Here is a 22,279-nt window from a genome sequence, read left to right on the forward strand (position 1 = left end):
GGCAGGGTCGTCCCCAGGCGGCCGGACGGGCCGGTCGCCGGTCTCAGGAGGGAGGGGCGGGGATGGCCTGGAGCGTGCGGATCCTGGGCGGGGCCGCTCCCGAGACATGGCGGGTGGAGCACTTCCCCGCCGACGCGGACGAGCAGGACCGGGCGGTGCGGGAACGTTTTCCCGCCCGGTCGCTGCACCGGTGCGCTGCCGGGCCGCGCAGCGTGACGTACGCGGAACGGGTCGGGAGTGCACCGGCCCGGGGGCCGGAGCTCGCGGTGGTCACCGAGCACGGACCCGACGCCGGCCGCCTCGTCCCTCTGGGGGAGGGCGGGTTGAGCACGGGACGCGGTGGGGCGCGGCTGCTGCTGGACGACCCCTCTGCCCCGTCGCGGCCGATGCGTCTGCGGCTCGCGCCCACCGGGCTGCACGTCCACGACGGTCCTCGGGACACCGGACGCCTGTGGGACGGCCGCAGCCCGCTCCCTGTGGGCCGGACCGCCCTGGGCCTGGTCCGCGGGCCCGGGGCCGCCCTGCCGCGGCCGGTCACGCCGGAGCCGCCCGCCGTCGACCTCGGATCCCCACCGGCCCGGCAGTCCGTCGTGATCCCGCTGGTGGCGGCCCTGGGCCCGCTGGTGCTCGGGGTCGCCCTGGTCCTGATGATGGGCAACCCGGTGTTCCTGCTGTTCGGTGTGCTGTCCGTGACGGTGGCGCTGGTCATGCTGGCGATGCAGCGCCGTACCCGGCTGCGGCATGCGCGGCTGCTCGCCGCCCGCGCGGACGCGGTCGTGCGCCGGCGGGCTCAGGCGGCACTGAGCCCCGGTGCGGTGGCCCGCGCCGTCCGCTCCGGCGCGACGGACCGCTTCGGGCTGACGTCGGGGGCCGACGAGGCCGTGGCGGTCTCGTGGGGTTCCGGCGTCGGGGCGCTGTCCCTGTCGCGGGACGACCCGGACGAGGCATGGGTGGAGGCCGTCACGTCGCGGCGCACCGTGATGACGACGTCACCGCCGGAGTCGCGCGTCGTCGTGCTCGGGCCGCCGCGCGATGTGGCCGGGGCCTGCCGGTGGGCGGTGTTCCAGCTCCTGCGGCACGCGGTGGCCGCCGACGGCGCGTTCGTGGTGGAGGCCGGTGGAGTCCGCCGCACCTGGTGGTCGGGCGGGTCCGGCCCGCGGCTGCTGGTGTCGGCTCCTGAGGACGCGGCACTGGATCCGGCGTGGCGAGCGTGGCGGGCCGCCATCGGCGGCGACGCGGGGACGACGCCCACGGCCCGGGCGGATCTGCCCTGGACGCGGTACGACTTCACCGGGCCGTCGCCTGCGCCGGGGGACGCCGTCGTCGACCTGCGCGGGCGCACCGTCGTGGTCCCGGCCGAACAACAGCGCTTCGAGGACGTGACCGCCGACGGCCTCGCCGACGGCACCCTGGTCGCCTGGCTGACCGAGCTGGCCGACGACGTCGTGGACCTCGGCCTGCTGCCCACCGACGACGGCGACGGCACGCTCACACCACCGGGGCAGGTGGGCGCCCGCGATGCCGTCGACGGGCTCACCGTGACCCTCGCCCGTAGCGGCGACGAGACGGGCGTCGTCGAGATGGACCTGGCCGCCGACGGGCCGCACCTGCTCATCGCGGGCACCACGGGGTCCGGGAAGTCGGATCTCCTGCTGTCCCTCCTGCTGGGGGCTGCGGCGCACCACCCGCCGGCCGAGGTCGCGTTCCTGCTGCTGGACTTCAAGGGCGGCGCGTCGTTCGGTCCGCTGGGCGCGCTCCCCCACACGATGAGCCTGGAGACCAACCACGTGGGAACGGCCTCGTTGCGGGCGCTGAGCGCCATCCGGGCGGAGCTGCATCGCCGCGAGGCCCTCTTCGCAGAGGCCGGGGTCAGCGACTATCCCGGTTTCCGTCGCCGCCATCCGGACGCGGCGCTGCCTCGGCTCGTCGTGGCGATCGACGAACTGCGCGTGCTCGTGGACGACCACCCGGACGCGGCCGCCGTCCTGCAGCGTCTGGCCGCCACGGGCCGTTCCCTGGGCTTCCACCTCATCCTGGCCACGCAGCGGGCCACGGGTGCGGTGGGCTCGGACCTGCGCTCGAACCTGGGCAGCACGATCGCCCTGCGCACCGCGACGGAGCAGGAGTCGTGGGATCTCGTGGGCACGGCCGCCGCGGCCCGGCTCGACCCGCGTCGCCCCGGCTCCGCGATCCTCTCGACGGCGGGGCGCCCGACGGTCCCGTTCCGCGCGTCCCAGTGGACGGTCGACGGCGGCACGCCCGTGTGGCGACGGCTGGGCGAGGCCGCGGCCGCCCCGGCCGTCGCCCCCTGGGAGGCCGTCGTCTCGGTCCTGGTGGAGAAGTACGCGGCGGGTGACTGGCCGACACCCCCGCCCGTGGTCACCCCCGCCCTGCCGGAGCGCTGGGTGCCGGACCGCGCTCGCCGGGCGGAGGCCACGGCCCTGGCCCTGCTCGACGACGCGGCCCACGGCCGGCACCGTCCCTGGCGGTGGCCGACCGGCGCGGAGGGACGCACCGCATGGATCGTCGAGGCCGCGGGCGGTCGCGCGGAGACGCTGGCCGCCGTCGTCGAAGTGGCGCTGCGCAGCGGCCGGCCGGTGGCCGTGCTGGACGGCACCGGGGAGGCCGCGGCGGCCGCGCGGTCCGGGACGCCGGTGCTGACCCCGGACGTCGAGGGGGCCGGGGAGGCCGCCCTGGCCCGCCTGCGCGAGCTCGCGGCCGCCGGCGGCACGGCGGTGATCACGGGCTGGAACGCGTGGTCCGGCCTGCGCGTCGGGGACACCTACCGCACGGTCGAGGAGGACGTGCACGACTGGCTCGGCCGTCCGACCGCCGCCGGCCTGCGGTTGGCGGTGTTCGGCGGCCGAGAGCTGGCGACGGGCCGGCTGCTGCTGCACCTGCCCCACCGCTTCTTCGTGCCGGCCGGGACGAACGCCGAGCACCGGCTCATCTGGCCACGGCTGACCGAGGTCGAGCCCCTGCCGGGGCGGGCCGTGCACATCAGTCCCGCCGTCCCCGAACCCGGCATGCCCTGCCAGCTCGCGTCTCCCGCCCCGGCGTGACCGCACTGACGGCGATTCCCGTGTGACCGCAGCGGAACGGTGGACTCAGCTCCGACGTCCACCCGGCGAGACGTTCTCCCGTCCTCCGTCGAACGTGGATGCCGTGGTCGAGGTCGCCAGGAGCAGTCGGACAGGGCGCCCCTTCGTCGCCGTCCGTCCAAAGGGGACGCCGCATCGTCCGGCGAAGACGTCCCGAAGGTCGCAAGACGGATGAAGCGAGGAGGCTGCTGTCCGGTCCTGCCTCGAGTAGCCCCGTGACCGTTCGCACGAGTGCCTCGGCACTCATGCAGAAGATTCCTCGCCGCTCGCTCGCGCAGTCTCCGGTGGGCAGGAGCCTCCTTTCCGCATCCGCACCGACAGCATGCGTCCCCGAGTCTCGCCCCCACCCAGCAGAGCACGCCCGGGGAGGAGCGCTGCAACGAGAACCCAGGGCACCGGTCGGAGAAACACTGCGCTTGCCCTCCACGCAATGAGCGGCAACTCACCCGTGGCGACAGACGCGAGCCACCTCACTTCTTCGCCCCGATCACCCACCCGCACTCTGGGGCAGCCGCTCACCGCGGTCTACGCTCTGACCCATGGCGCAGATCGTCCTCTTCCACCACGCCCTCGGTCTCACAGACGGCGTGCGCGCGCTCGCCGAACAGATCGCCAGCGGCGGTCACACCGTCCACACCCCTGACCTCTACGACGGCCGCACGTTCGCCACCGTGGACGAGGGTGTCGCCCACGCCCAGCACCTCGGCTTCGAGGAGATCGGCCGACGCGGCATGCGGGCGTGTGCCGAGCACCAGGAGGCCTCCGTCGTCGCGGGCATCAGCATGGGCGTGATGCCCGCCTGGCGTGCCGCCCAGGTGGTCCCCGGCTTCCGCGCGTGCATCGCCATGGCCGGCGTCCTGGCCCTCGACGCCTACGCCCCGCTCTGGCAGCCCCACACCGCCCTGCAGATCCACCTCGGCACCCGCGACCCCTGGGCCCTCGAGGGCGACCTCGCGACCGCCCGCTCCTACGCGGCCACCGCCGAGCACCCGGACCGCCCCGCCGACCTCTTCGAGTACGACACGGACCGGCACCTGTTCATGAACTCCTCCACCGCGGACTTCGACGCGGACCTCACCGCCGTGCTGGTCCGCCGCATCCACGAGCTCCTGGCCTGACGCGCGGAGCGGGTCCGGCTCAGGCGGGACGCCGCCCGCGCATCACCGTCGCCAGGGCGGCCAGCAGCACGAGCACGAAGCCCGCGGCCGCCGCGAACACGTAGCCCGCGGACGGGGCGACGCCGTCGATGAACACGCCGGCCAGCGGGGCGCCCATGGCGGCGCCGGCGGTCATGGCCGAGCCGTAGAAGCCCATCGCCTCGCCGCGCCGCTCCTCCACCACGAGGTGCGAGAGCCGGGACGAGGCCGAGGCCAGGGTCGGCGCCGTCAGCAGACCCGAGGGGATCGAGGCCAGCGCGAGCGCCCACACCCCGTCCACGAGCGCGAGCGGCACCGTCGCCACGGCGAACAGCGCCATCAGCAGGTACGGGTGCACCTGGCGGCCCCAGGCCCCATAGAAGAGCCCGCCCACGGCGGAGGCGCCGCACCAGAACGCGTACACCAGACCCACCGACGCCGCGGCGCCCTGCGACTCCAGCTCGGCCACCATCGAGACCTCGGTGCCGACCATGACGATCCCGGCCGCCATCGACACCACGAGCACACCGAGCACCTCCGGCCCGACCCAGGAGAAGTGGGTCCGCCGCCACTGCCGCAGCCGCTCGGCCCGGGCCCGGCGCGGCGCCGTCGTCGGCCCGGAGCCGTCCGCGGCGATGACGGGCAGCGACCCGGTGACCAGGGGGATGGCCTCCGTGATGGCCGGCAGCGCACCGGTCGCCAGGCTGGGGGCGGCCATCTCCACGTGCATGGGCGCGGCGGTCACCGCCTGGGCGATCGCCTCCTGACGGTCCTGCTCCTCGGTGTAGGGATCCTCGGTCGCCGGTCCGACGACGGCCAGCTGACTCGACCGTGTCGGCGGGTTGAACCACATCAGCAGGATGCCGCCCAGCGCGCTGGAGAGGCCGACGATGGTCAGGCCGAGGGCACTCGACCACGTGGCCGCGACGACGGCGCCCAGCGCCGGGCCCATCATGAAGATCGTCTCCGTGACGATGGAGTCCAGGGCAAACGCCGTCTGCCGGTCCTTGCCGTGGGTGAGCACGCCGAGTCCCTGCCGGACGACGGAGAAGATCGGCAGTGAGAACACGCCGCCCAGGAACACGGCCAGGAGCATCGGCCAGAACGGCAGCCACGGGACGATCGGCCAGATCACGGCCTCCGCGATCACGGAGGGCAGCAGTGCACGGCGCAGCCCCTTCGCGTCCACCACGCGGCCCCGCCACGGCGAGCCCACCGCGATGCCCAGCGTCATCGCCGCCCCAGCCAGGCCGGCCTGGCCGTAGCCCAGGCCCAGCGTGAGCGCCACGTGCAGGGTGAGGATCACCCCGGCCGCGGTGTGCGGGAAGCGGGCGATGAACCCCACCGCCAGCAGATGGCGGATCCGAGGGTCCTGCAACAGCCGTCCGTACGCTCCGAAGTCCACCGTCGAATCCTACGGGAGGGGTCAAGGCACGCCCCGGAGGCGCCGTCGAGACGGCCGCGCGCTCGGCGGACTCAGCCGTTGCTGCGCCGGTCCTTGGCCCGGATCAGGTCGAGGGCGATGGCCGTGCCGAGCACGGCGCAGCGCACCACGGGCGGCATGCCGGGGTCCAGGCGCATCTCGTACCGCGAGCGCCCGGCCAGGGCGTTCATGACGCCTCCGAACCGCGCGGTCACGCGGGCGATCGGCTGCTGGCCCACGGTCATGGCGTAGTCGTGGTCCCACAGGTCGCCGGTCACCGCGAAGCACGTGCCGTCCACGACCTCGACGTTCACGGACGTCCGCAGGAACGCGATCTGGCGGACGAGGTTGGCGAAGGGCAGCCCGTCGGCGTCCAGGATCGCGAAGCGGTCGCGGCCGAACGTGGCCGGGTCGGCGAGGCGGAAGAGCACGCGGCCGTCGTCACCGTCGACCACGTCGAAGCTGCGGTTCCCCATCAGCATTCGGCCCAGGCCCCCGCCCGTAGTGACCACCGAGACGACGGTGCGCCCGTCCGGGTCCGTCACCTGGATGTCGTTGGACAGGAAGCTCGTCACCTGCTGCAGGATGAGGACGTCCGTGTGGGCGAGGCGACCGGCGTCGAAGGCGGGGCTCATGGGACCAGTCTGCCGTGTCGGGCCCTGCGGAATATTCAGGACGGGGCGGCTCGTTGTGCGGTATAGTTCATTTTTGAAGAACACGGCGACGGCGCGGCCGGCACCGTGAGACCCGCCCCCGGGCACACTGAGGAGCACACCATGCAGTTCGGCGTCTTCACGATCGGCGACATCACCGCCGATCCGACGAACGGGACCGCCCCCACCGAGCATCAGCGGATCAAGGACACCGTCAAGATCGCCCGCCACGCCGAGCAGGCGGGCTTCGAGGTGTTCGCGACCGGCCAGCACCACAACCCGCCCTTCGTGGCCCCGGGCAACCCGCCCACGCTGCTGGCCTACCTGGCCGCGCAGACCGAGACCCTCCAGCTCTCCACGGCGACGACCCTGATCACCACCATGGACCCGGTGCGTCTGGCCGAGGACTACGCGTACCTGCAGCACCTCGCCGACGGTCGCGTGGACCTGACGATGGGCCGCGGCAACACCGGCCCCGTGTACCCGTGGTTCGGCAAGGACATCCGCCAGGGCATCCAACTCGCCGTGGAGAACTACAACCTCCTCTACCGCCTGTGGCATGAGGAGACCGTGGACTGGAGCGGCAACCACCGCACCCCGCTGCAGGACTTCACCCTCACCCCGCAGCCCCTGGACGGCGTCGCCCCCTTCGTGTGGCACGGCTCCATCCGCTCCCCCGAGATCGCCGAGCAGGCCGCCTACTACGGCGACGGCTACTTCCACAACAACATCTTCTGGAACAAGGAGCACGTCATCCAGATGGTGCGCCTGTACCGCCAGCGCTACGAGTACTACGGCCACGGCAAGGCCCATCAGGCGTACGTGGCCCTGGGCGGCCAGGCCTACATGGCGAAGAACTCGCAGGACGCCGTGGCGGAGTTCCGCCCCTACTTCGACAACGCGCCGGTCTACGGCCACGGCCCGTCCCTCGAGGACTTCTCGAGGATGACGCCCCTGACGGTCGGCTCGCCGCAGCAGGTCATCGAGCGCACGCTCACGTTCCGCGACTGGGTGGGCGACTACCAGCGTCAGATGTTCCTCATCGACCACGCCGGCCTGCCCACGGACACCGTCCTGCGGCAGATCGACCTCTTCGGCGAGGAGGTCCTGCCCGTGCTGCGCAAGGAGTTCGACGCTCTGAAGCCGGACGACGTCCCGGCGGCCCCGACCCACGAGTTCCTCGTGGCACGCGCCCGCCGCGGCGAGGCTCCCGTGCCCGGCGGCAAGGAGGGATCGCAGGCCCAGCTCGACCGCGCGGCGGCCGCCGAGCAGCGCGCCACCGCCGATGCCGCGAAGGGCGGTGCCGCGCAGTGACCACCCCCGGCGCCCCCGATGCCTCCGCCCCGTTCACGCCGCAGGCCCGGCACCTCGCCGTGGTCTCCGGCGGGTCCGGGGACCCGTCCCAGACCCGCATGCTCGCCGAACGCATGGCGGAGTCCGCCTCGGCGGCGCTCTCCGAGCACGGCGTGGTCCCGCAGATCCACCTGATCACGCTGCGGGAGCTCGCCGTGGACATCGCGCAGGCCCTGGTGACCTTCGCCATCTCCCCGGCCCTGCGCGCCGCCCTGGACGAGGTCGCCCAGGCCGACGCCGTCATCGCGGTCTCGCCCACGTACAAGGCCTCCTACTCGGGCCTGTTCAAGTCCTTCTGGGACCTCGCGGAGCCCACGTCCGTCGTCGGGGTGCCCGTGCTCCTCGGCGCCACCGGCGGCACCGCCCGCCACTCGCTCATGATCGACACCGCCATGCGGCCGCTGTTCGCCTACCTCAAGGCCCGCATCGTGCCGACCGCGGTCTTCGCGGCCTCGGACGACTGGGGCGAGGCGGCCGGCGTGCAGGCCTCGATGCGGACCGACCCGCTGCAGTCCCGCATCCGGGCCGCCGGACGCGACCTGGCCGAGATCACCCTGAGCCGCCCCCGCGGGCACGCGCCGCCGCGCCCGCGGACATCGACCTGGAGGTGACCCCCTTTGAGCAGCTCCTCAACCCCGGCCCCTGAGCCCGCCGCGCAGGACGCGGCGCCGGCGGAGCCCGACGGCGGCTGGTTCGGCTCCGCATCGGAGGCGCACCGCCCGGTGGACCCGCCCAAGCGCGCCTGGCGCGCCTACTTCGAGGCCACCCAGATGCTCACGGAGGTGGTGGAGCGCCGCCTGAAGCAGGACTGCGGCATGTCGCTGGCCGACTACAACCTGCTGCTGCTCCTCTACGAGTCCCCCGAGGGCCGGCTCCGGCTGGGAGAGCTGGCGTCCCGGATGGTCTTCTCCCCGTCGCGCATCACCTACCAGGTGAAGACGCTCGTGGCCCGCGGCCTGATCGACCGCCGCCCGGTGGCCTGTGACCGGCGGGGCTTCGAGGCCGTCCTCACCGACGAGGGCCGGTCCGCCTTCCGGCGCGCCGCGATCGAGCACGCCCGGCAGGTGGACGAGCTCTTCCTCGGCGACCTGGCGCCGGGCGAGGCGGAGTCCCTCACCCGGATCTTCTCCCGCCTGGGGCGGCGGCTCGAGGGGCTGTGCTGACCACGTCCCCACCTGGCCGGGGTCGCCCCGGCCCCGGGACATGACGAGGCCCGGTGATCCGTGCGGGATCACCGGGCCCCGTCGTGTCGTTCGGGGCGGAATCGATCAGCCGACCAGCTGACCGCCCAGGGTCACGGTGGCGTCCGTGGCGGCACCGGCCGCGTCGACCACGGTCACCACCACGGAGCCGCCCGCGGGCACCTCGGCCGGCACGGGCAGCCAGGCGCGGTACTCGCCGGTGAGGTCCAGGCCGTCCTGGCCGAGGACCGTGCCGTCGGCGTCGTAGGCCGTGACGGTGACGGAGGCGAAGCCGCCCTGATCCGTCTGCGCGACCACCTGGGTGCCGTAGGCGACACCCTCGGCGGGCGCGGCCACGACGTCGGTCACGCCCGGCGCAGCGGCCTCGGCGACCGGGGCCTCAGCAGCGGGGGCCGCCTCGGCGGCCTCCTCCTCCGCGGCGGCCTCGGCGCGGGCCTTGAGCTCGGCCGCGATGGCCTCCTCCTCAGCCGGCGTGAACTCGGTCAGCTCGGACTCGTCCACGGCGGGCTCGCCGCCGGTGGGCAGGTCCTCGTCGGCCACGGGGCCCGCGACGTCGGCGATCGCCGGGGCGGTCTCGGCGGCCGGAGCGGTCTCCGCGGCCGCGGCGGTCTCGGCGGCGGGCGCCGCGGAGGCGTCCAGCGCGTCGAGGGACTCGACCGGGACCATGATCGAGGACATCGCCTGGGCGTCGCAGCCCACCACGTTGCCCTCGGCGTCGAAGGTCACCGGGGCGATGCCCGAGATGACCCCGACCACCCGCTGCTGGGCGTCATAGACGGCCCCGCCCGAGTCGCCGGCGTAGGTCGAGGCGGTGTCGAGGGCAACCTGATCCGCGTACGCGTCGTCGCAGACCGTGGCGGCCTCGAAGGTCTGCGTGTGGGACACGGTGTTCGGCGCGCCCAGCGGCACGGACGAGCCGTGGGTGTAGACGGTCTCGCCCACACCGATGGACGAGGCCGGCCGCGTGGACCAGTCGCCCACGACGTCGACGTCGTCGGCCAGGGCCACGCGGACCGCGTCCACGCCCGAATCGCCGGGCAGTGCCGAGACGGTGCCGATCGCGGTGCCGTCGACGTCGCGGACGGTCGAGCCGATCTGCCATTGGCCCGCACCACAGTGGGCCGCGGTGTAGGCGGTGGCGTCGTCGACGATGGTCAGACTGCACGCCCCGGCCGGCGCGGTGATCGCCGAGCCCTGGGTGAGCGTGGTCTGCGCGAGGGCGGGGCCGGCACCGGCCACCACCACCGCGCCCAGCGCCGCGGTGGCGACGCCGGTCAAGGTTCTGGTTCTCATGGGTACTCCTCGGAGGATGGGAGGCATGGGGCCGGCGCGCGGCGCACGGCCTCCAGGATGGGGTGGGGCCACCACGGGCCCTCCTCCCCCTCAACGGTACCGGACAGGCCGGGCGACCGATCAGGGTCGGCGGACCGTGATCTCCACGGAGTCGGCCCGCTCGGCCAGCAGCGGCAGGTCTGCCAGGAGGGTCTTGAGCGTGGCCGTCATCAGGCGCACCCCGGCCGCGTCGGCGTCCCGGGTGGGCATCGCGACGATCTGCAGCTCGGGCCCGGCCCCGCCTCCGTTCATCACCGCGCCGGAGCCCGTGTGCGTGGCCACCCCCGACCCGGGTGCGAGGCCCAGGTTGAGCAGGTTCGGGACCAGGTCGGCGACCTCGGCGATCTCGTCCGCGATCTCCTGGTCCCGATAGGCGGGGGTCCACTCCCTCTGCTGGGCGAGCGACCACACGGCCGGGCGTCGCACCACGTACGTGTGCTCGGCGCCGGCGTCGATGACGACGAGCTCACAGCCCTCGTCCACGGCGGACAGGCAGGCACGCGGCAGCCACACGGCCACGGGTCGGGCGACCGGGTTCCACGCCGTCAGCGCGGGCACGTTCGTGAACACCGGCAGCGCCTGCCGGCCGTCCGGCGCGCGCATGGTCACGAGGGCCACGTCCGCGGCCTTGTCCCCGTGCGCCGCGACGTCGTGCTCGTGACCGGTGTGGTCGGCGTGGTCGTGGACGTCGTCCTCGTCCCCGGCGAGGGTGGGCACGACGGCGGCGAACACGCGGATGCGCGCGAGCACCTCCGTCACCTCCCGCTCACCGGCGGAGCCGTCCGTCAGGGCCGACATGACGGCGGTCCACTCGGCCGGGCTGGTGCCGTCGTCCTCGTCGAACACGTGCAACGGGTTCGCGGAGCCGTCCACGCCGGGGCCGGAGAGGTCACGGCCCTGCCACGGGACGCCCGCGGTGTCCGCGGTGTTCTCGCCCGCGGTCTTCTCCCGCATGCGGTCGAGTGCGGCCCGGATGTGCCCCGGCAGCTCCCGGGCCGCCGGATGCGGCACCGCGACCGTCTCGTCGATCGGACCGAGCCCGTCGTCGCGGGCCAGGCCGCCGTCGTCGTGCGAGCCCGTCACGGGGCGACCGGGCCGGGCTGCTCGGAGCGCGCCTGCTCCACCGTGGCGCCGCCGGCGACGGCCAGCGCCTGCTCCAGGCTGAAGCGGCCGGCGTACAGCGCCTTGCCCATGATCGCGCCCTCGACGCCCTGGCCGGTCATGGCCGCGAGCGCGGCAACGTCCTCGAGGGAGGAGATGCCGCCCGAGGCGACGACCGGCTTCGCGGTCTTCGCGCAGACCTGGGCGAGCAGCTCCGTGTTCGGCCCCTTGAGCGTGCCGTCCTTCGTGACGTCGGTGACCACGTAGCGGGCGCAGCCGGCATCCTCGAGGCGGGCGAGCACCTCCCAGAGGTCGCCGCCCTCCTTGGTCCAGCCGCGGGCGGCGAGCGTGGTGCCGCGCACGTCGAGGCCCACGGCCACCCGGTCGCCGAAGCGCTCGATGACGCGCGCGGTCCAGTCCGGGTCCTCGAGGGCGGCGGTGCCCAGGTTCACGCGCGCCGCACCCATCTCGAGGGCGTTCTCGAGCGAGGCGTCGTCGCGGATGCCGCCGGACAGCTCGATCTTCACGCCGATCTCCTCCACCACACGGCGCATGACCTCGCGGTTGTCACCGCGACCGAAGGCCGCGTCCAGGTCCACGAGGTGGATCCACTCCGCGCCGGCGCGCTGCCAGTCCAGGGCGGCGGTGACCGGGTCGCCGTACGAGGTGGCGCTGCCGGCCTCGCCCTGGACGAGGCGGACGGCCTGGCCGTCCTGGACGTCGACGGCGGGCAGCAGCTCGAGGGCGGGGGCGTTCGGGGTCATGGGGTTCCTCTCGGGTGGGGCGGCCGGCGCGGTCAGGCGCCGACGGTCAGGAAGGAGGCGGCGATGGCCATGCCGGCCAGCACGAGGACGATCACGATGGCCCACAGCGGCGCCTTCTGCGTGCGCATGGACCAGGCGGCGCCGAGCAGCAGCCCGCCGAGGGCGAGGTAGAGGACGGACCAGTAGGGCATCAGAGGGTCTCCAGCCAGTTGCGCAGCAGCTGCAGCCCGGCGTCCCCGGACTTCTCGGGGTGGAACTGCGTGGCCGACAGGGGGCCGTTCTCCACGGCGGCGATGAAGTCCGCGCCGTGGTGCGCCCAGGTGACCTGGGGCGGACGCATGGCGGAGATCGTCTGGTCGAACTCCCATTCGAGCACGCCGTAGGAGTGGACGAAGTAGAACCGCTCGTCCTCGATGCCCGCGAAGAGGGCGCTGCCCTCGGGCGGCCGGACGGTGTTCCAGCCCATGTGGGGCAGGACCTCGGCGGGCAGCTCGGCGACGACACCCGGCCACTCCCCCATGCCTGCGGTGCGCTCGCCGTGCTCGACGCCGGCGTCGAAGAGGATCTGGTGGCCCACGCAGATGCCGAGGACGGGTCGGCCCCCGGCCACGCGGCGGCCGATCCAGCGGGTGCCGCCGACCTCGGTCAGTGCCCGCATCACGGACGCGTACGCCCCGACGCCGGGCACGAGCAGCCCGTCGGCCTCCTGCACGGCCTGCGGATCGCGCGTGAGCTCGACCTCCGCGCCGGCCCGCTCCACGGCACGCAGCGCCGAGTGCACGTTGCCCGAGCCGTAGTCCAGGACGGCGACGCGCGGCCGCACGCCGGGGACGGTGGTGGGGCGGGCCATCAGAGGGCGCCCTTGGTGGAGGGCACGCCGGTCATGCGGGGGTCGTCCTCGACGGCGGCGCGCAGGGCGCGGGCGAAGGCCTTGAACTGCGCCTCGACGATGTGGTGCGGATCCCGGCCTCGCACGACGTCCATGTGGAGGCAGATCGCCGCGTGGTACGTGATCGACTCGAACACATGGCGGGTCATGGAACCGGTGAAGTGCCCGCCGATGAGGTGGTACTGCTGGCCCTCGGGCTCGCCCTCGTGCACGAGGTACGGCCGGCCGGAGACGTCGACGACGGCGCGCGCCAGCGCCTCGTCCAGCGGCACGGACGCCTCGCCGAAGCGGCGGATGCCGGACTTGTCCCCGAGCGCGGTCTTGAGCACCTCGCCCAGGGTGATGGCGACGTCCTCGACCGTGTGGTGCACGTCGATGTGCGTGTCCCCGGTGGCACGGACCGTCAGGTCGATCTGGGAGTGCCGGGACAGCGCGGTGAGCATGTGGTCGTAGAACGGCACGGTGGTGGAGATCTCAGCGCGGCCGGTGCCGTCCAGATCCATCTCGACGTACACGTCCGACTCGCTCGTGGTGCGCGTCATGCGCGCACGGCGTCCGGAGATCAACTCGGCTGCCACGGGTCCTCCTCGGGCTGGGTCCGCACCGGTCCGGGACGGGTGCGGGGGGATGCGGGTGCGCGCGGCCGGTGCCGGCGGGCCGGGGCGCCGCGCGCGCTGTCCCTATCCTAGGGAGCCGGGCGGACGCCGAGACTCCGGTGACGCCTCAGGACCGGTCCCCGGTCTCGCCGAGGACCTCCGCGAGAGCGGTGAGGAACGCCGTCGTCTCCGCCTCGGTGCCGGCGGTGACGCGCAGGTGGTGCGGGATGCCGACGTCCCGCACGAGGACGCCGCGGTCGAGCAGGCGGCGCCACACGTCGGACGCGTCCTCGAGGTGACCGAAGAAGACGAAGTTCGAGTCGGACACCGAGGGCCTCAGTCCCAGGCCGCGCAGGGTGGAGACGATGCGGTCGCGCTGGGCCTTGATGTCCTCCACGGTGCGCAGCAGCGCGTCCACGTGATCGAGGGCGGCCTCCGCCGTGGCCTGCGTGACCGCGGAGAGGTGGTACGGCAGGCGCACCAGGCGCAGGGCGTCGGCGACGGCGGGGTCCGCGGCCAGGTAGCCCAGGCGCGCGCCGGCCAGGGCGAACGCCTTGGACATGGTGCGCGTGACGATCAGCCGCTCACGGCCGGGCAGGAGGGTGAGGGCGGAGCGGGTGCCGGCGAGGGCGAACTCCGCGTAGGCCTCGTCCACGACGACCATGGCGCCGGGCCCGCCGGCGGCCTCGTTCTGCGCCTGCGCGGCGTACACGGCCTCGATGGTCGCCAGGTCCAGGGCGGTGCCCGTCGGGTTGTTGGGCGAGGCCAGGAAGACGACGTGCGGACGGTGCTCCCGCACCATGGCCGCCGCGTGCTCGGCGCTGAGGGTGTGGTCTTCGGCACGGCCGCCGTCCACGAACACGGTGTCCGTGCCGCCGGCCAGCAGCGGGTACATGGAGTACGAGGGCAGGAAGCTCAGCAGTGTCCGCCCGGGGCCGCCGAAGGCCTGGAGGATCTGCTGCAGGATCTCGTTGGAGCCGTTTCCGGCCCACACGTGGTCCGCCGTGAGGCCGTGGCCGAGGTAGCCGGCGAGCGCACGTCGCAGCCCCGTGAACTCGCGGTCCGGGTAGCGGTTCAGCCCCCGGCGACGGCCGCGACCCGCTCGGCGATGGCGGTGGCGACCTCCTCCGGCACCGGATGCGTGTTCTCGTTGGTGTTGAGCATGTACGGCACGTCCAGCTGGGGGGCGCCGTAGGGGCTCAGGCCGCGGAGGTTCTCACGCAGGGGCAGAGAGCTGAGGTCGGTCATGGCCGCCAGTCTAGGAAGCGTGGAGGGCGAGGCCCGCCGTGCGTCACCGCGTGGCCGGGACGAACAGCTCCTCGCCCGGCGCGGGGGCCCGGCCCTCGAGCCCGTTGAGCTCGTCGATCGTGGCGATCACCTCGTAGACGTCCGCCTCCGGAGCCACCGTGGTGGCGATGGTCCACAGGCTGTCCCCGGGCATGACCGTGACGGACTGGGTGGCGGGCCCCGCGGTGTCCGCGGACACCGCGGCGGGCGACAGCAGCACACCCAGGAAGAAGGCGGCCGCCAGCGTGGCGGCCACGGCCGCGGCGATCACGGGGATCCCCCGCAGCACGAGGCGGCCGCGGCGGGTCAGACGGATGGTGGCCGGACGCGGCCGCGCCGTCGCGGGCGAGCCGGCGAACTGGGCGGTGGTGAGCGTCATGGTGTCCTCCTCCGGGGCGGATGCCCTCCAGGTGATCGAACATGTGTTCGAATCCGTTCGAATGCCTTTCTAGCACAGGTGTTCGAGACATGCCACGACGAGATCGAACATATCTTTGAAGGAGAGGCGGCTCTCCTCTAGGCTCGAGGCCATGCACGGACGCCCCGGAACGCCCCGGGACCGCCAAGACACAGGCAACCAGCGGGGGCGGACACGGTAAGCGTCCGGACGGCAGCCGGACGCCGGAACACGAGTCCGGCCACCATCACCCCGGGAGAACGGACGGCAGCCATGAGCACCACCGACGATCAGCCGGCGGCGCGCGCGCCGCTCACCGACCGCCAGCGGCGGATCGTGCAGACCATCCGGGACGCGATCGCCGACCACGGCTACCCGCCCTCCATGCGCGAGATCGGCGACGCCGCGGGCCTGGCCTCGCTCTCCTCCGTCACGCACCAGCTGGGCCGTCTCGAGCGGCACGGCTACATCCGGCGCGACCCCGGACGCCCGCGTGCCCTCGAGGTGCTGCTCGACGTGGACGGCACCCCGCTGGGCGAGGCCGCCTCCCCCACCGCTGCGCCGTCGTCGCGGGTCTCCGCGATCCCCGCGTGGCACACCGGCGCAGACGAGGCGGACAGCGTGCCGGTCCCCTGGGTCGGCCGCATCGCGGCGGGCGGCCCGGTCCTGGCTGAGCAGCAGGTCGAGGACGTCATGGCGATCCCGCGACGCCTCACGGGCGAGGGCGAGCTGTTCATGCTGCGCGTCACGGGCGACTCGATGGTGGACGCCGCGATCTGCGACGGCGACTGGGTGGTGGTGCGCCGGCAGGACACGGCGGAGAATGGCGACATCGTCGCGGCCCTCCTCGACGACGAGGCCACCGTGAAGACCTTCCGCCGCCGCGACGGGCACACCTGGCTCCTCCCCCAGAACACGGCCTACGAGCCCATCCTCGGCGATCACGCCACCGTGATGGGGCGGGTCGTCACGGTCCTGCGTTCGCTCTGACCCGCTCCCTCCGGCCGGGCCGACGGCCCGAGGCCGAGCGAGGTCAATCGCCCGAGGCGAGCCGTGCCAGCACCCCGCGGACGACGTCGCGGTCCGTGGTGCGCCAGAAGTCCGGCAGGGCGCTCGTGATGTAGCCGCCGTACCGCTCGGTGGCCAGGCGGGGGTCCAGCACGGCCACCACGCCGCGGTCCGTCACGGAGCGCACGAGGCGCCCGGCGCCCTGGGCCATGCGCACGGCCGCATGCGTGGCGGAGATCCGCATGAACCCGTTGCCGCCGTGCCGGGCGACGTCCCGGGTGCGGGCCTGGGAGAGCGGGTCGTCCGGCCGCGGGAACGGGATGCGGTCGATCACCACGAGCCGCAGCGAGTTCCCCGGCACGTCCACGCCCTGCCACAGGCTCATGGTCCCGAACAGGGACGTGTCCGGCTCCTCGGAGAACTGGCGCACGAGGGCGGAGAGGGTCGCGTCCCCCTGGCACAGGATCGTGGTCTTCGGCCCGAGCCGACGGCGCATCTCGGCGGCGGCGTCCTCGGCCGCCCGGCGCGAGGAGAACAGGCCGAGGGCCCCGCCCCGCGACGCCCTCAGGAGCGCCTCGAGCTCATCCAGGGACTCCGGCGAGGCCGTCCTGCCGGGCCGGGGCAGGTGCCGGGCCACGTAGAGCACCCCCTGACGCGGGTAGTCGAAGGGGCTGCCGACGTCGAGGGCCTCGAACTTCGGGGCGTCCGGACCGGCCAGGCCCACGTCGCCGGCCACCGAGTCGAACCGGCGCTCCCCCGAGCCCACGGTGAGCGTGGCGGAGGTGAGCACCGTCGTCGCCTTGCCGAACAGGCCCTCCCGCAGCTTGCCGGCCACCGAGAGCGGGGCCACGTAGAGCTGGGGCGGGTCGGTCTCGTCCCCCGGCTGCCAGCCCACGCCGGGCTCGAAGTGGCCGGGGCGGGTGGCCCACAGCACCTCGGGGAAGTCGGCCTCGGGCCGGGCGGCGAGCATGCGCTCCACCACCTCGAGGACCTCGAGGATCCGCGAGCGCGCCATCTGCCGTCCGCCGTCGGCGTCGGCCTCCTTGTCCTTGTCCTGGCCGAGGTCGGACAGGCACTGGCGCGCGGCCGTGAGGACGCCGGTGAGGGCCTGCTCCTGCACCTCGTCCGGGCCGGCGGCGATCAGGCCGGACGGGGTGTCCGTGAACGCGCGGTCCAGGGCCGCCCCGGCTTCGATCAGGTCCTCCACGGCCACGGTGGTGTGACGGCGCAGCGAGGTGGCGGCGCCGTGCACGATCGACCCAGACAGCTGCCCGGTGACCGCACCGGTCACCCGGTCCTGCAGCTCGTGGGCCTCGTCCACGACGACGGCCGAGTACGCCGGCAGCACCGCGAGCCCCTCGAAGGCGCTGATGGCGAGCATCGCGTGGTTGGTGACCACGACGTCCGCGTCCGCCGCGTCCGCGCGGGCCCGCTCGGAGAAGCACTCCTCGGCCTGGGGGCAGCGGGACGCGCCGAGGCAGTCGACTGCGGAGACGGAGACCTGCCGCCACGCGCGGTCGGTGACGGGGACCTCGAGGTCGTCGCGGTCACCGGTCTCGGTCTGGTCCGCCCACGCCCGCAGGTACATCACCTCCTTGCCCAACAGGGAGGAGGGCCCGGCGGCGCCGTCCGTGGCGGAGCCGATCATCCCGCCGTCGTCGGCGACCGTGAAGAGGGCCTCCTCGCCCTCGTCCCCGGGGTAGCCGCCGTCCACCTTGTGCCGGCACAGGTAGTTGGAGCGGCCCTTGACCAGGGCGACGACGGGCTCGCGAGGCAGCTCGTCCTTGAGCGCCTCGACCAGCCGGGGGGCGTCCCGCTTCATGATCTGGGCCTGCAGCGCGAGCGTGGCCGTGGCGACGACGACGGGGTCCTCCTGCGTCATCGCGTGCTGGATCGCGGGGATCAGGTAGGCCAGGGACTTGCCGGTGCCGGTGCCGGCCTGCACGAGCAGGTGGCGGCGCGACTCGAGGGCGCGCGCCACCTGCAGCACCATCTCCCGCTGTCCCGCGCGGTGCTGGCCGCCGGTGGCCTGGACCGCGGCATCCAGCAGGCGCAGCGCCTCGCGCTCGTGCTCCGTGCGCGGCTGCGCGCCGCCCGCCCCGGCCTCCTGCTCCTCCTCGCTCACGACGCGTCCGCCTCCACGACGAACTCGGCGAAGTCCGGCGCGATGTCCTCACGGACCAGCACGGACAGGCGGGTGCCGCCCTCCTCGTAACCCTCGGCCAGGATCTCCGCGTCCGCCGAGTGGAGGCGGGAGACCAGCTCACCCCGGGTGAACGGGATCAGCAGTTCGAGCCGCACGTCCGGCCGCGGGATGGTGGCCGCGATGGCGCGCTCGAGCTCGTCGATGCCCTCGCCGGTGCGCGCGGAGACCACCACGGCGTGGGGCTCCTTGGACCGGATCCGGGCGATGACGGCCGGGTCCGCGGCGTCCGCCTTGTTCAGCACGATGATCTCGGGGATCCGGTGCGCGTCCACCTCCGCGAACACGGAGCGCACCGCGGCGATCTGGCCCTCGGGATCCGGGTGCGAGCCGTCCACGACGTGCAGGATGACGTCCGCGTCCGCGACCTCCTCGAGGGTGGAGCGGAACGCCTCGACCAGCTGCGTGGGCAGGTTCCGCACGAAGCCGACCGTGTCCGAGAGGGTGTAACCGATGCCGTCCGGCGTCATGGCCTTGCGCACGGTGGGGTCCAGCGTGGCGAACAGGGCGTTCTCCACGAGCACCCCGGCGTGGGTGAGGCGGTTGAGCAGGGACGACTTCCCGGCGTTGGTGTACCCGGCGATCGCCACGGACGGCACCCGGTTGCGACGACGGTTGGCACGCTTGGCCTCCCGGGCCGGCTTCATCCCGGCGATGTCCCGGCGCAGCTTCGCCATGCGGGTGCGGATGCGGCGGCGGTCCAGCTCGATCTTGGTCTCGCCGGGGCCGCGGGAGCCGATGCCCTCGCCGGCGGCGGCACGGCCGCCGGCCTGCCGGGACATGGACTCGCCCCAGCCGCGCAGGCGCGGCAGCAGGTACTCGAGCTGCGCGAGCTCGACCTGGGCGCGGCCCTCACGCGAGCTCGCGTGCTGGGCGAAGATGTCCAGGATCAGCGCGGTCCGGTCGATCACCTTCACCCGCACCACGTCCTCCAGCGCGCGACGCTGAGACGGGGCGAGCTCGGAGTCCACCACCACGGTGTCCGCACCGGAGAGCGCCACGATCTCGGCGAGCTCCTGCGCCTTGCCCTTGCCGAGGAACGTGGCCGGGTCCGGGGTGGCGCGGCGCTGGATGACGCCGTCGAGCACCTCCGAGCCCGCGGTCTCGGCGAGCGCGGCGAGCTCCCGCAGGGAGTTCTCCGCATCCTCCGCGGAGCCCTCGGTCCAGACGCCCGCCAGCACCACGCGCTCCAGGCGCAGCTGGCGGTACTCGACCTCGGTCATGTCCTCGAGCTCGGTGGACAGACCCTGCACGCGCTTGAGGGAGTGGCGCGCGGCGAGCTCGTCCTGGTCACCGTCGGCGTCCGTGTGCCCGTCCTCGCCCTCGTCCAGGGCGAGTGCACGGCCCGCGAGCGCGCCGGAGCGGTCCGGGGTGCCGGCGTCGGGGGCGTCCTCGTGGTCCGCGACCACACTGTCCGCGGAGCCGCGCCCGGTCGCCTCGCGCTCGGAGGCGCGGCGAGCGTCATCGGCGGCCAGGATGCGGTCGATCACGGCCTGGATCTCGTCCTCGGAGCCGTGGGCGCCCTGAGGGCCGGGGGTGTGCTGGTTCTTCTCAGTCATGGTCTCCTCTGGGCCGCCGCGGTCGGGCGACCCGATCGTCTCAGGGTAGAGGGGTCGGCGGACGCGTTAGGCGGCTGTCCGCAGGGGGCGGACGTGGCGGGTGACGCGCACGGCCGGTTAGGCGGAGGTCGGCGCCGCGCTGCGACGATCTCGCGGCGGCTCCGTCGGCATGGGGAAGGTGAGCACGCGGCACCGCAGCCACGAGGTCTCGTCGGCGGGCGTGCAGGGACGGACCACATCGTCCATGGTGGGATCTCCATCAGGTGCCGGGGCGCGCTCGACGGCCTCATCCGAGGCGGGCGCGCGAGGGGGCGGGGGCGGGCAGTGACGCGGGGGCGTCAGCGCAGGAAGATCCACATGGGCGTCGAGTGTACCGGGCGGCGCGTGTGGGCGACAGGGGCCCCGGCGCCCGGTCCGCTGACGACGCGCACGTATCCTGCGGGCATGACCGCGTCCCCCTCCCCGCCCCGCCGCGGCCCGGCCGGACGGGCCGGGCGACCGTCGTCGTGATCGGCGCGGGCCAGGCGGGGCTGTCCGCCGCCTACCACCTGCGCCGCCGCGGTTTCGTGGGGCTGGGTCCGAACGACGACGGCGCCGCCGGCGTCCCCGACGACGCCCCCGGCACGTTCGTGGTGCTCGACGCGGAGACCGCCCCGGGCGGCGCGTGGCAGCACCGCTGGGACTCGCTCACGATGGCCACCGTCAACCACATCCACGAGCTGCCCGGCGACCCGGTGCCGCCGGCCGACCCGGCCGCGCACGCCAACACCCTGCTGCCGGCCTACTTCGCCGATTACGAGGCACGGTTCGCCCTGCCGATCCGGCGGCCCGTGCGTGTGAGGCGCGTCGAGCGGATCGGCGAGCCGGGACGTGCGCGCGGGTTCTTCGTCCGCACGGACGGGGCGCCGGGCACGTGGCGGGCGGACTTCGTGGTCAACGTGACCGGCACCTGGACGTCCCCGCGGTGGCCCTCGGTGCCCGGGATGCGCTCGTTCCGCGGCCGGCAGCTGCACACCCATGACTACGTGTCCAGGGACGAGTTCGCCGGGCAGCGGGTGGTGATCGTGGGCATGGGCGTCTCGGCGACGCAGCTGCTGGCCGAGACCTCCACGGTCGCGGACACCCTGTGGGTGACCCGCCGCGAGCCGCAGTGGCAGGACTCGGCCGCGCCCGGCGCCCTGGCCGAGTCGGTGCGCGGGGTGGACGAACGGACCCGTGCGGGCCTGCCGCCGGGCTCCGTGGTCGAGGCGACCGGGATGCACCGCTCGTCCTGGGTGCGCGAGGCCGAGACACGAGGCGTGCTGGTGCGCCACCCCATGTTCACGGCCGTCGAGCCGGACGGGGTGCGGATGCCCGACGGCTCGTTCGAACCGGCGGACGTGATCCTCTGGGCCACCGGCTTCCGGCCGGCGATCCGGCACCTCGCTCCCCTGCGGCTGCGCACGCCCGCCGGCGGCATCCGCGTGGCGGGCGGGCGCGCCCTGGACGAGCCGCGCCTGTTCCTGCTCGGCTACGGGCCCTCCCAGTCCACGGTCGGGGCCAACCGCGCCGGGCGCGACGCCGTGCGCGCGATCCTCTCGGACCTGGCCGGGCCGCCGTCGGGCTGAGGGCCGCGACGACCCGCTGGCTACCATGGTCGCCGTGAGCTCCGCATCCCACTACTTCGACGCCGACCCCTCTGCACCCGAGCGGCGGCGCACCGTGCGGACACGCCTGGCCGGCCGCGACGTCGAGGTCCAGACGGCCAACGGGATCTTCTCCCCGGACGGTCTGGACAAGGGCACCGCGGCCCTGTTCTCGGCCGTGCCCGCGCCGCCGGCGAGGGGCCGGTTCCTCGACGTCGGCGCGGGCTGGGGACCGATCGCCCTCACGCTGGCGCTGCGGTCGCCCGAGGCGGAGGTGACCGCCGTCGAGGTCAACGACCGCTCCCTGCAGCTGACCCGCGACAACGCCGCGGCGCTGGGTCTCGACAATCTCGTGGCACTGCGGCCGGAGGACGTCCCCGAGGGCGCGGAGTTCGACCTCATCTGGTCCAACCCGCCCATCCGGATCGGCAAGCCGGCGCTGCACGCCCTGCTGGAGCGGTGGCTGCCGCGCCTGGCCCCCGGCGGCGAGGCCTGGCTGGTGGTGCAGAAGAACCTCGGCGCGGACTCGCTGCTGCCGTGGATCGGCCGGATGCTCGAGGAGCGCGCGCCCAGCCGGTTCACCGCGGAGCGGGCGGACAGCGTCAAGGGCTTCCGGATCCTGCGGGTGGCGCGGGCGCGCTGAGGCGCCG

General features: G+C 74.1%; 19 protein-coding genes and 1 pseudogene. 8 read left to right on the top strand and 12 right to left on the bottom strand.

From position 1 onward, the window contains the following. Window positions 1–62 precede the first annotated feature (62 nt). Together POD19_RS11710 and POD19_RS11715 are read left to right on the top strand one after the other, a co-directional pair. The gene (locus POD19_RS11710) at window positions 63–3,062 is read left to right on the top strand and encodes an FtsK/SpoIIIE domain-containing protein (RefSeq protein ID WP_049147206.1); all 3,000 of its coding nucleotides are present in this window, start codon (window positions 63–65) and stop codon (window positions 3,060–3,062) included. A 578-nt stretch (window positions 3,063–3,640) separates the two neighbouring features. Next, window positions 3,641–4,219, top strand: a complete 579-nt coding sequence (locus tag POD19_RS11715) for a dienelactone hydrolase family protein (RefSeq protein ID WP_070708710.1) — start codon at window positions 3,641–3,643, stop codon at window positions 4,217–4,219. A gap of 19 nt (window positions 4,220–4,238) precedes the next feature. Here POD19_RS11715 and POD19_RS11720 read toward each other — a convergent pair whose 3' ends face one another. Both POD19_RS11720 and POD19_RS11725 read right to left on the bottom strand, forming a co-directional pair. After that, window positions 4,239–5,642 carry an MFS transporter gene (locus tag POD19_RS11720; protein WP_036339096.1) on the bottom strand — a complete coding sequence of 468 codons (1,404 nt, stop codon included), beginning with the start codon at window positions 5,640–5,642 and terminating at the stop codon, window positions 4,239–4,241. A 71-nt stretch (window positions 5,643–5,713) separates the two neighbouring features. After that, window positions 5,714–6,295, bottom strand: a complete 582-nt coding sequence (locus tag POD19_RS11725; protein ID WP_036339093.1) for an LURP-one-related/scramblase family protein — start codon at window positions 6,293–6,295, stop codon at window positions 5,714–5,716. A gap of 141 nt (window positions 6,296–6,436) precedes the next feature. On the opposite strand from POD19_RS11725, the gene POD19_RS11730 reads away from it, so the two are divergent. Genes POD19_RS11730 through POD19_RS11740 form a run of 3 tightly spaced genes read left to right on the top strand, consistent with a single transcriptional unit; the run spans window position 6,437 to window position 8,829 of the window. Beyond that, window positions 6,437–7,627: an LLM class flavin-dependent oxidoreductase gene (locus tag POD19_RS11730; RefSeq protein ID WP_036313995.1), complete on the top strand. Its 1,191-nt coding sequence runs from the start codon at window positions 6,437–6,439 to the stop codon at window positions 7,625–7,627. Then, window positions 7,624–8,277 (top strand): CE1759 family FMN reductase, encoded by a 654-nt coding sequence (locus tag POD19_RS11735; RefSeq protein ID WP_340309482.1) that lies wholly within the window; start codon window positions 7,624–7,626, stop codon window positions 8,275–8,277. Before POD19_RS11730 ends, POD19_RS11735 begins: the two co-directional genes overlap by 4 nt. 6 nt (window positions 8,278–8,283) lie before the next feature. Further along, window positions 8,284–8,829 (top strand): MarR family winged helix-turn-helix transcriptional regulator, encoded by a 546-nt coding sequence (locus POD19_RS11740; protein WP_020628146.1) that lies wholly within the window; start codon window positions 8,284–8,286, stop codon window positions 8,827–8,829. Window positions 8,830–8,934: 105 nt separating this feature from the next. Here POD19_RS11740 and POD19_RS11745 read toward each other — a convergent pair whose 3' ends face one another. The 8 genes and pseudogenes from POD19_RS11745 to POD19_RS11780 all read right to left on the bottom strand — a co-directional run bounded on the left by POD19_RS11745 (window position 8,935) and on the right by POD19_RS11780 (window position 15,216). Continuing rightward, window positions 8,935–10,161, bottom strand: a complete 1,227-nt coding sequence (locus POD19_RS11745) for a trypsin-like serine protease (protein ID WP_223247523.1) — start codon at window positions 10,159–10,161, stop codon at window positions 8,935–8,937. 120 nt (window positions 10,162–10,281) lie between these two features. Next, window positions 10,282–11,283, bottom strand: a complete 1,002-nt coding sequence (locus tag POD19_RS11750) for an SseB family protein (protein WP_078025993.1) — start codon at window positions 11,281–11,283, stop codon at window positions 10,282–10,284. Next, a complete protein-coding gene (gene priA / locus POD19_RS11755) occupies window positions 11,280–12,065 on the bottom strand; it encodes a bifunctional 1-(5-phosphoribosyl)-5-((5-phosphoribosylamino)methylideneamino)imidazole-4-carboxamide isomerase/phosphoribosylanthranilate isomerase PriA (RefSeq protein WP_020628149.1) in 786 nt (261 codons plus the stop codon). The genes POD19_RS11750 and priA overlap by 4 nt, the downstream gene beginning before the upstream one ends. A 32-nt stretch (window positions 12,066–12,097) precedes the next feature. Further along, window positions 12,098–12,256, bottom strand: a complete 159-nt coding sequence (locus tag POD19_RS11760; protein WP_004167696.1) for a hypothetical protein — start codon at window positions 12,254–12,256, stop codon at window positions 12,098–12,100. Then, window positions 12,256–12,915 carry an imidazole glycerol phosphate synthase subunit HisH gene (gene hisH, locus POD19_RS11765; RefSeq protein ID WP_004167703.1) on the bottom strand — a complete coding sequence of 220 codons (660 nt, stop codon included), beginning with the start codon at window positions 12,913–12,915 and terminating at the stop codon, window positions 12,256–12,258. Before hisH ends, POD19_RS11760 begins: the two co-directional genes overlap by 1 nt. Further along, complete coding sequence (gene hisB, locus POD19_RS11770) at window positions 12,915–13,496, bottom strand: imidazoleglycerol-phosphate dehydratase HisB (protein ID WP_152743305.1); 582 nt, start codon at window positions 13,494–13,496, stop codon at window positions 12,915–12,917. The genes hisH and hisB overlap by 1 nt, the downstream gene beginning before the upstream one ends. Before the next feature lie 181 nt (window positions 13,497–13,677). Continuing rightward, window positions 13,678–14,798: pseudogene (locus POD19_RS11775) on the bottom strand (histidinol-phosphate transaminase). A gap of 43 nt (window positions 14,799–14,841) precedes the next feature. After that, on the bottom strand, window positions 14,842–15,216 hold the full coding sequence (locus POD19_RS11780) for a LysM peptidoglycan-binding domain-containing protein (protein ID WP_020628151.1): 375 nt from the start codon (window positions 15,214–15,216) through the stop codon (window positions 14,842–14,844). Window positions 15,217–15,507: 291 nt separating this feature from the next. Between POD19_RS11780 and lexA the strand changes: the two genes are divergently transcribed. Beyond that, entirely contained in the window at window positions 15,508–16,224 is a 717-nt protein-coding gene (gene lexA, locus POD19_RS11785; RefSeq protein WP_020628152.1) for a transcriptional repressor LexA, read from the top strand. 43 nt (window positions 16,225–16,267) lie between these two features. On the opposite strand, the gene POD19_RS11790 is transcribed toward lexA, so the two are convergent. Beyond that, window positions 16,268–18,367, bottom strand: coding sequence for an ATP-dependent DNA helicase (locus tag POD19_RS11790; RefSeq protein ID WP_036314002.1), 2,100 nt, complete (start codon window positions 18,365–18,367; stop codon window positions 16,268–16,270). After that, the gene (gene hflX / locus POD19_RS11795) at window positions 18,364–20,004 is read right to left on the bottom strand and encodes a GTPase HflX (RefSeq protein WP_340309483.1); all 1,641 of its coding nucleotides are present in this window, start codon (window positions 20,002–20,004) and stop codon (window positions 18,364–18,366) included. Before hflX ends, POD19_RS11790 begins: the two co-directional genes overlap by 4 nt. A gap of 506 nt (window positions 20,005–20,510) precedes the next feature. On the opposite strand from hflX, the gene POD19_RS11800 reads away from it, so the two are divergent. Together POD19_RS11800 and POD19_RS11805 are read left to right on the top strand one after the other, a co-directional pair. Continuing rightward, window positions 20,511–21,611: an NAD(P)-binding domain-containing protein gene (locus tag POD19_RS11800; protein WP_340309484.1), complete on the top strand. Its 1,101-nt coding sequence runs from the start codon at window positions 20,511–20,513 to the stop codon at window positions 21,609–21,611. Window positions 21,612–21,636: 25 nt separating this feature from the next. After that, complete coding sequence (locus POD19_RS11805) at window positions 21,637–22,272, top strand: class I SAM-dependent methyltransferase (protein WP_020628156.1); 636 nt, start codon at window positions 21,637–21,639, stop codon at window positions 22,270–22,272. The last annotated feature ends 7 nt before the right edge of the window (window positions 22,273–22,279 follow it).

The sequence above is a fragment of the Micrococcus sp. GPGPB33 genome (assembly GCF_037853785.1).
GTDB classification, from domain to species: domain Bacteria; phylum Actinomycetota; class Actinomycetes; order Actinomycetales; family Micrococcaceae; genus Micrococcus; species Micrococcus luteus.

Bases quoted from the DNA above. Each gene is read 5' to 3' on its own strand.
- POD19_RS11730 (WP_036313995.1), top strand. From the start codon at position 6,437: ATGCAGTTCGGCGTCTTCACGATCGGCGACATCACCGCCGATCCGACG.
- lexA (WP_020628152.1), top strand. From the start codon at position 15,508: ATGAGCACCACCGACGATCAGCCGGCGGCGCGCGCGCCGCTCACCGAC.
- priA (WP_020628149.1), bottom strand. From the start codon at position 12,065: ATGACCCCGAACGCCCCCGCCCTCGAGCTGCTGCCCGCCGTCGACGTC.
- hflX (WP_340309483.1), bottom strand. From the start codon at position 20,004: ATGACTGAGAAGAACCAGCACACCCCCGGCCCTCAGGGCGCCCACGGC.
- POD19_RS11805 (WP_020628156.1), top strand. From the start codon at position 21,637: ATGGTCGCCGTGAGCTCCGCATCCCACTACTTCGACGCCGACCCCTCT.
- POD19_RS11725 (WP_036339093.1), bottom strand. From the start codon at position 6,295: ATGAGCCCCGCCTTCGACGCCGGTCGCCTCGCCCACACGGACGTCCTC.
- hisB (WP_152743305.1), bottom strand. From the start codon at position 13,496: ATGACGCGCACCACGAGCGAGTCGGACGTGTACGTCGAGATGGATCTG.
- POD19_RS11760 (WP_004167696.1), bottom strand. From the start codon at position 12,256: ATGCCCTACTGGTCCGTCCTCTACCTCGCCCTCGGCGGGCTGCTGCTC.
- hisH (WP_004167703.1), bottom strand. From the start codon at position 12,915: ATGGCCCGCCCCACCACCGTCCCCGGCGTGCGGCCGCGCGTCGCCGTC.
- POD19_RS11715 (WP_070708710.1), top strand. From the start codon at position 3,641: ATGGCGCAGATCGTCCTCTTCCACCACGCCCTCGGTCTCACAGACGGC.
- POD19_RS11780 (WP_020628151.1), bottom strand. From the start codon at position 15,216: ATGACGCTCACCACCGCCCAGTTCGCCGGCTCGCCCGCGACGGCGCGG.
- POD19_RS11745 (WP_223247523.1), bottom strand. From the start codon at position 10,161: ATGAGAACCAGAACCTTGACCGGCGTCGCCACCGCGGCGCTGGGCGCG.
- POD19_RS11710 (WP_049147206.1), top strand. From the start codon at position 63: ATGGCCTGGAGCGTGCGGATCCTGGGCGGGGCCGCTCCCGAGACATGG.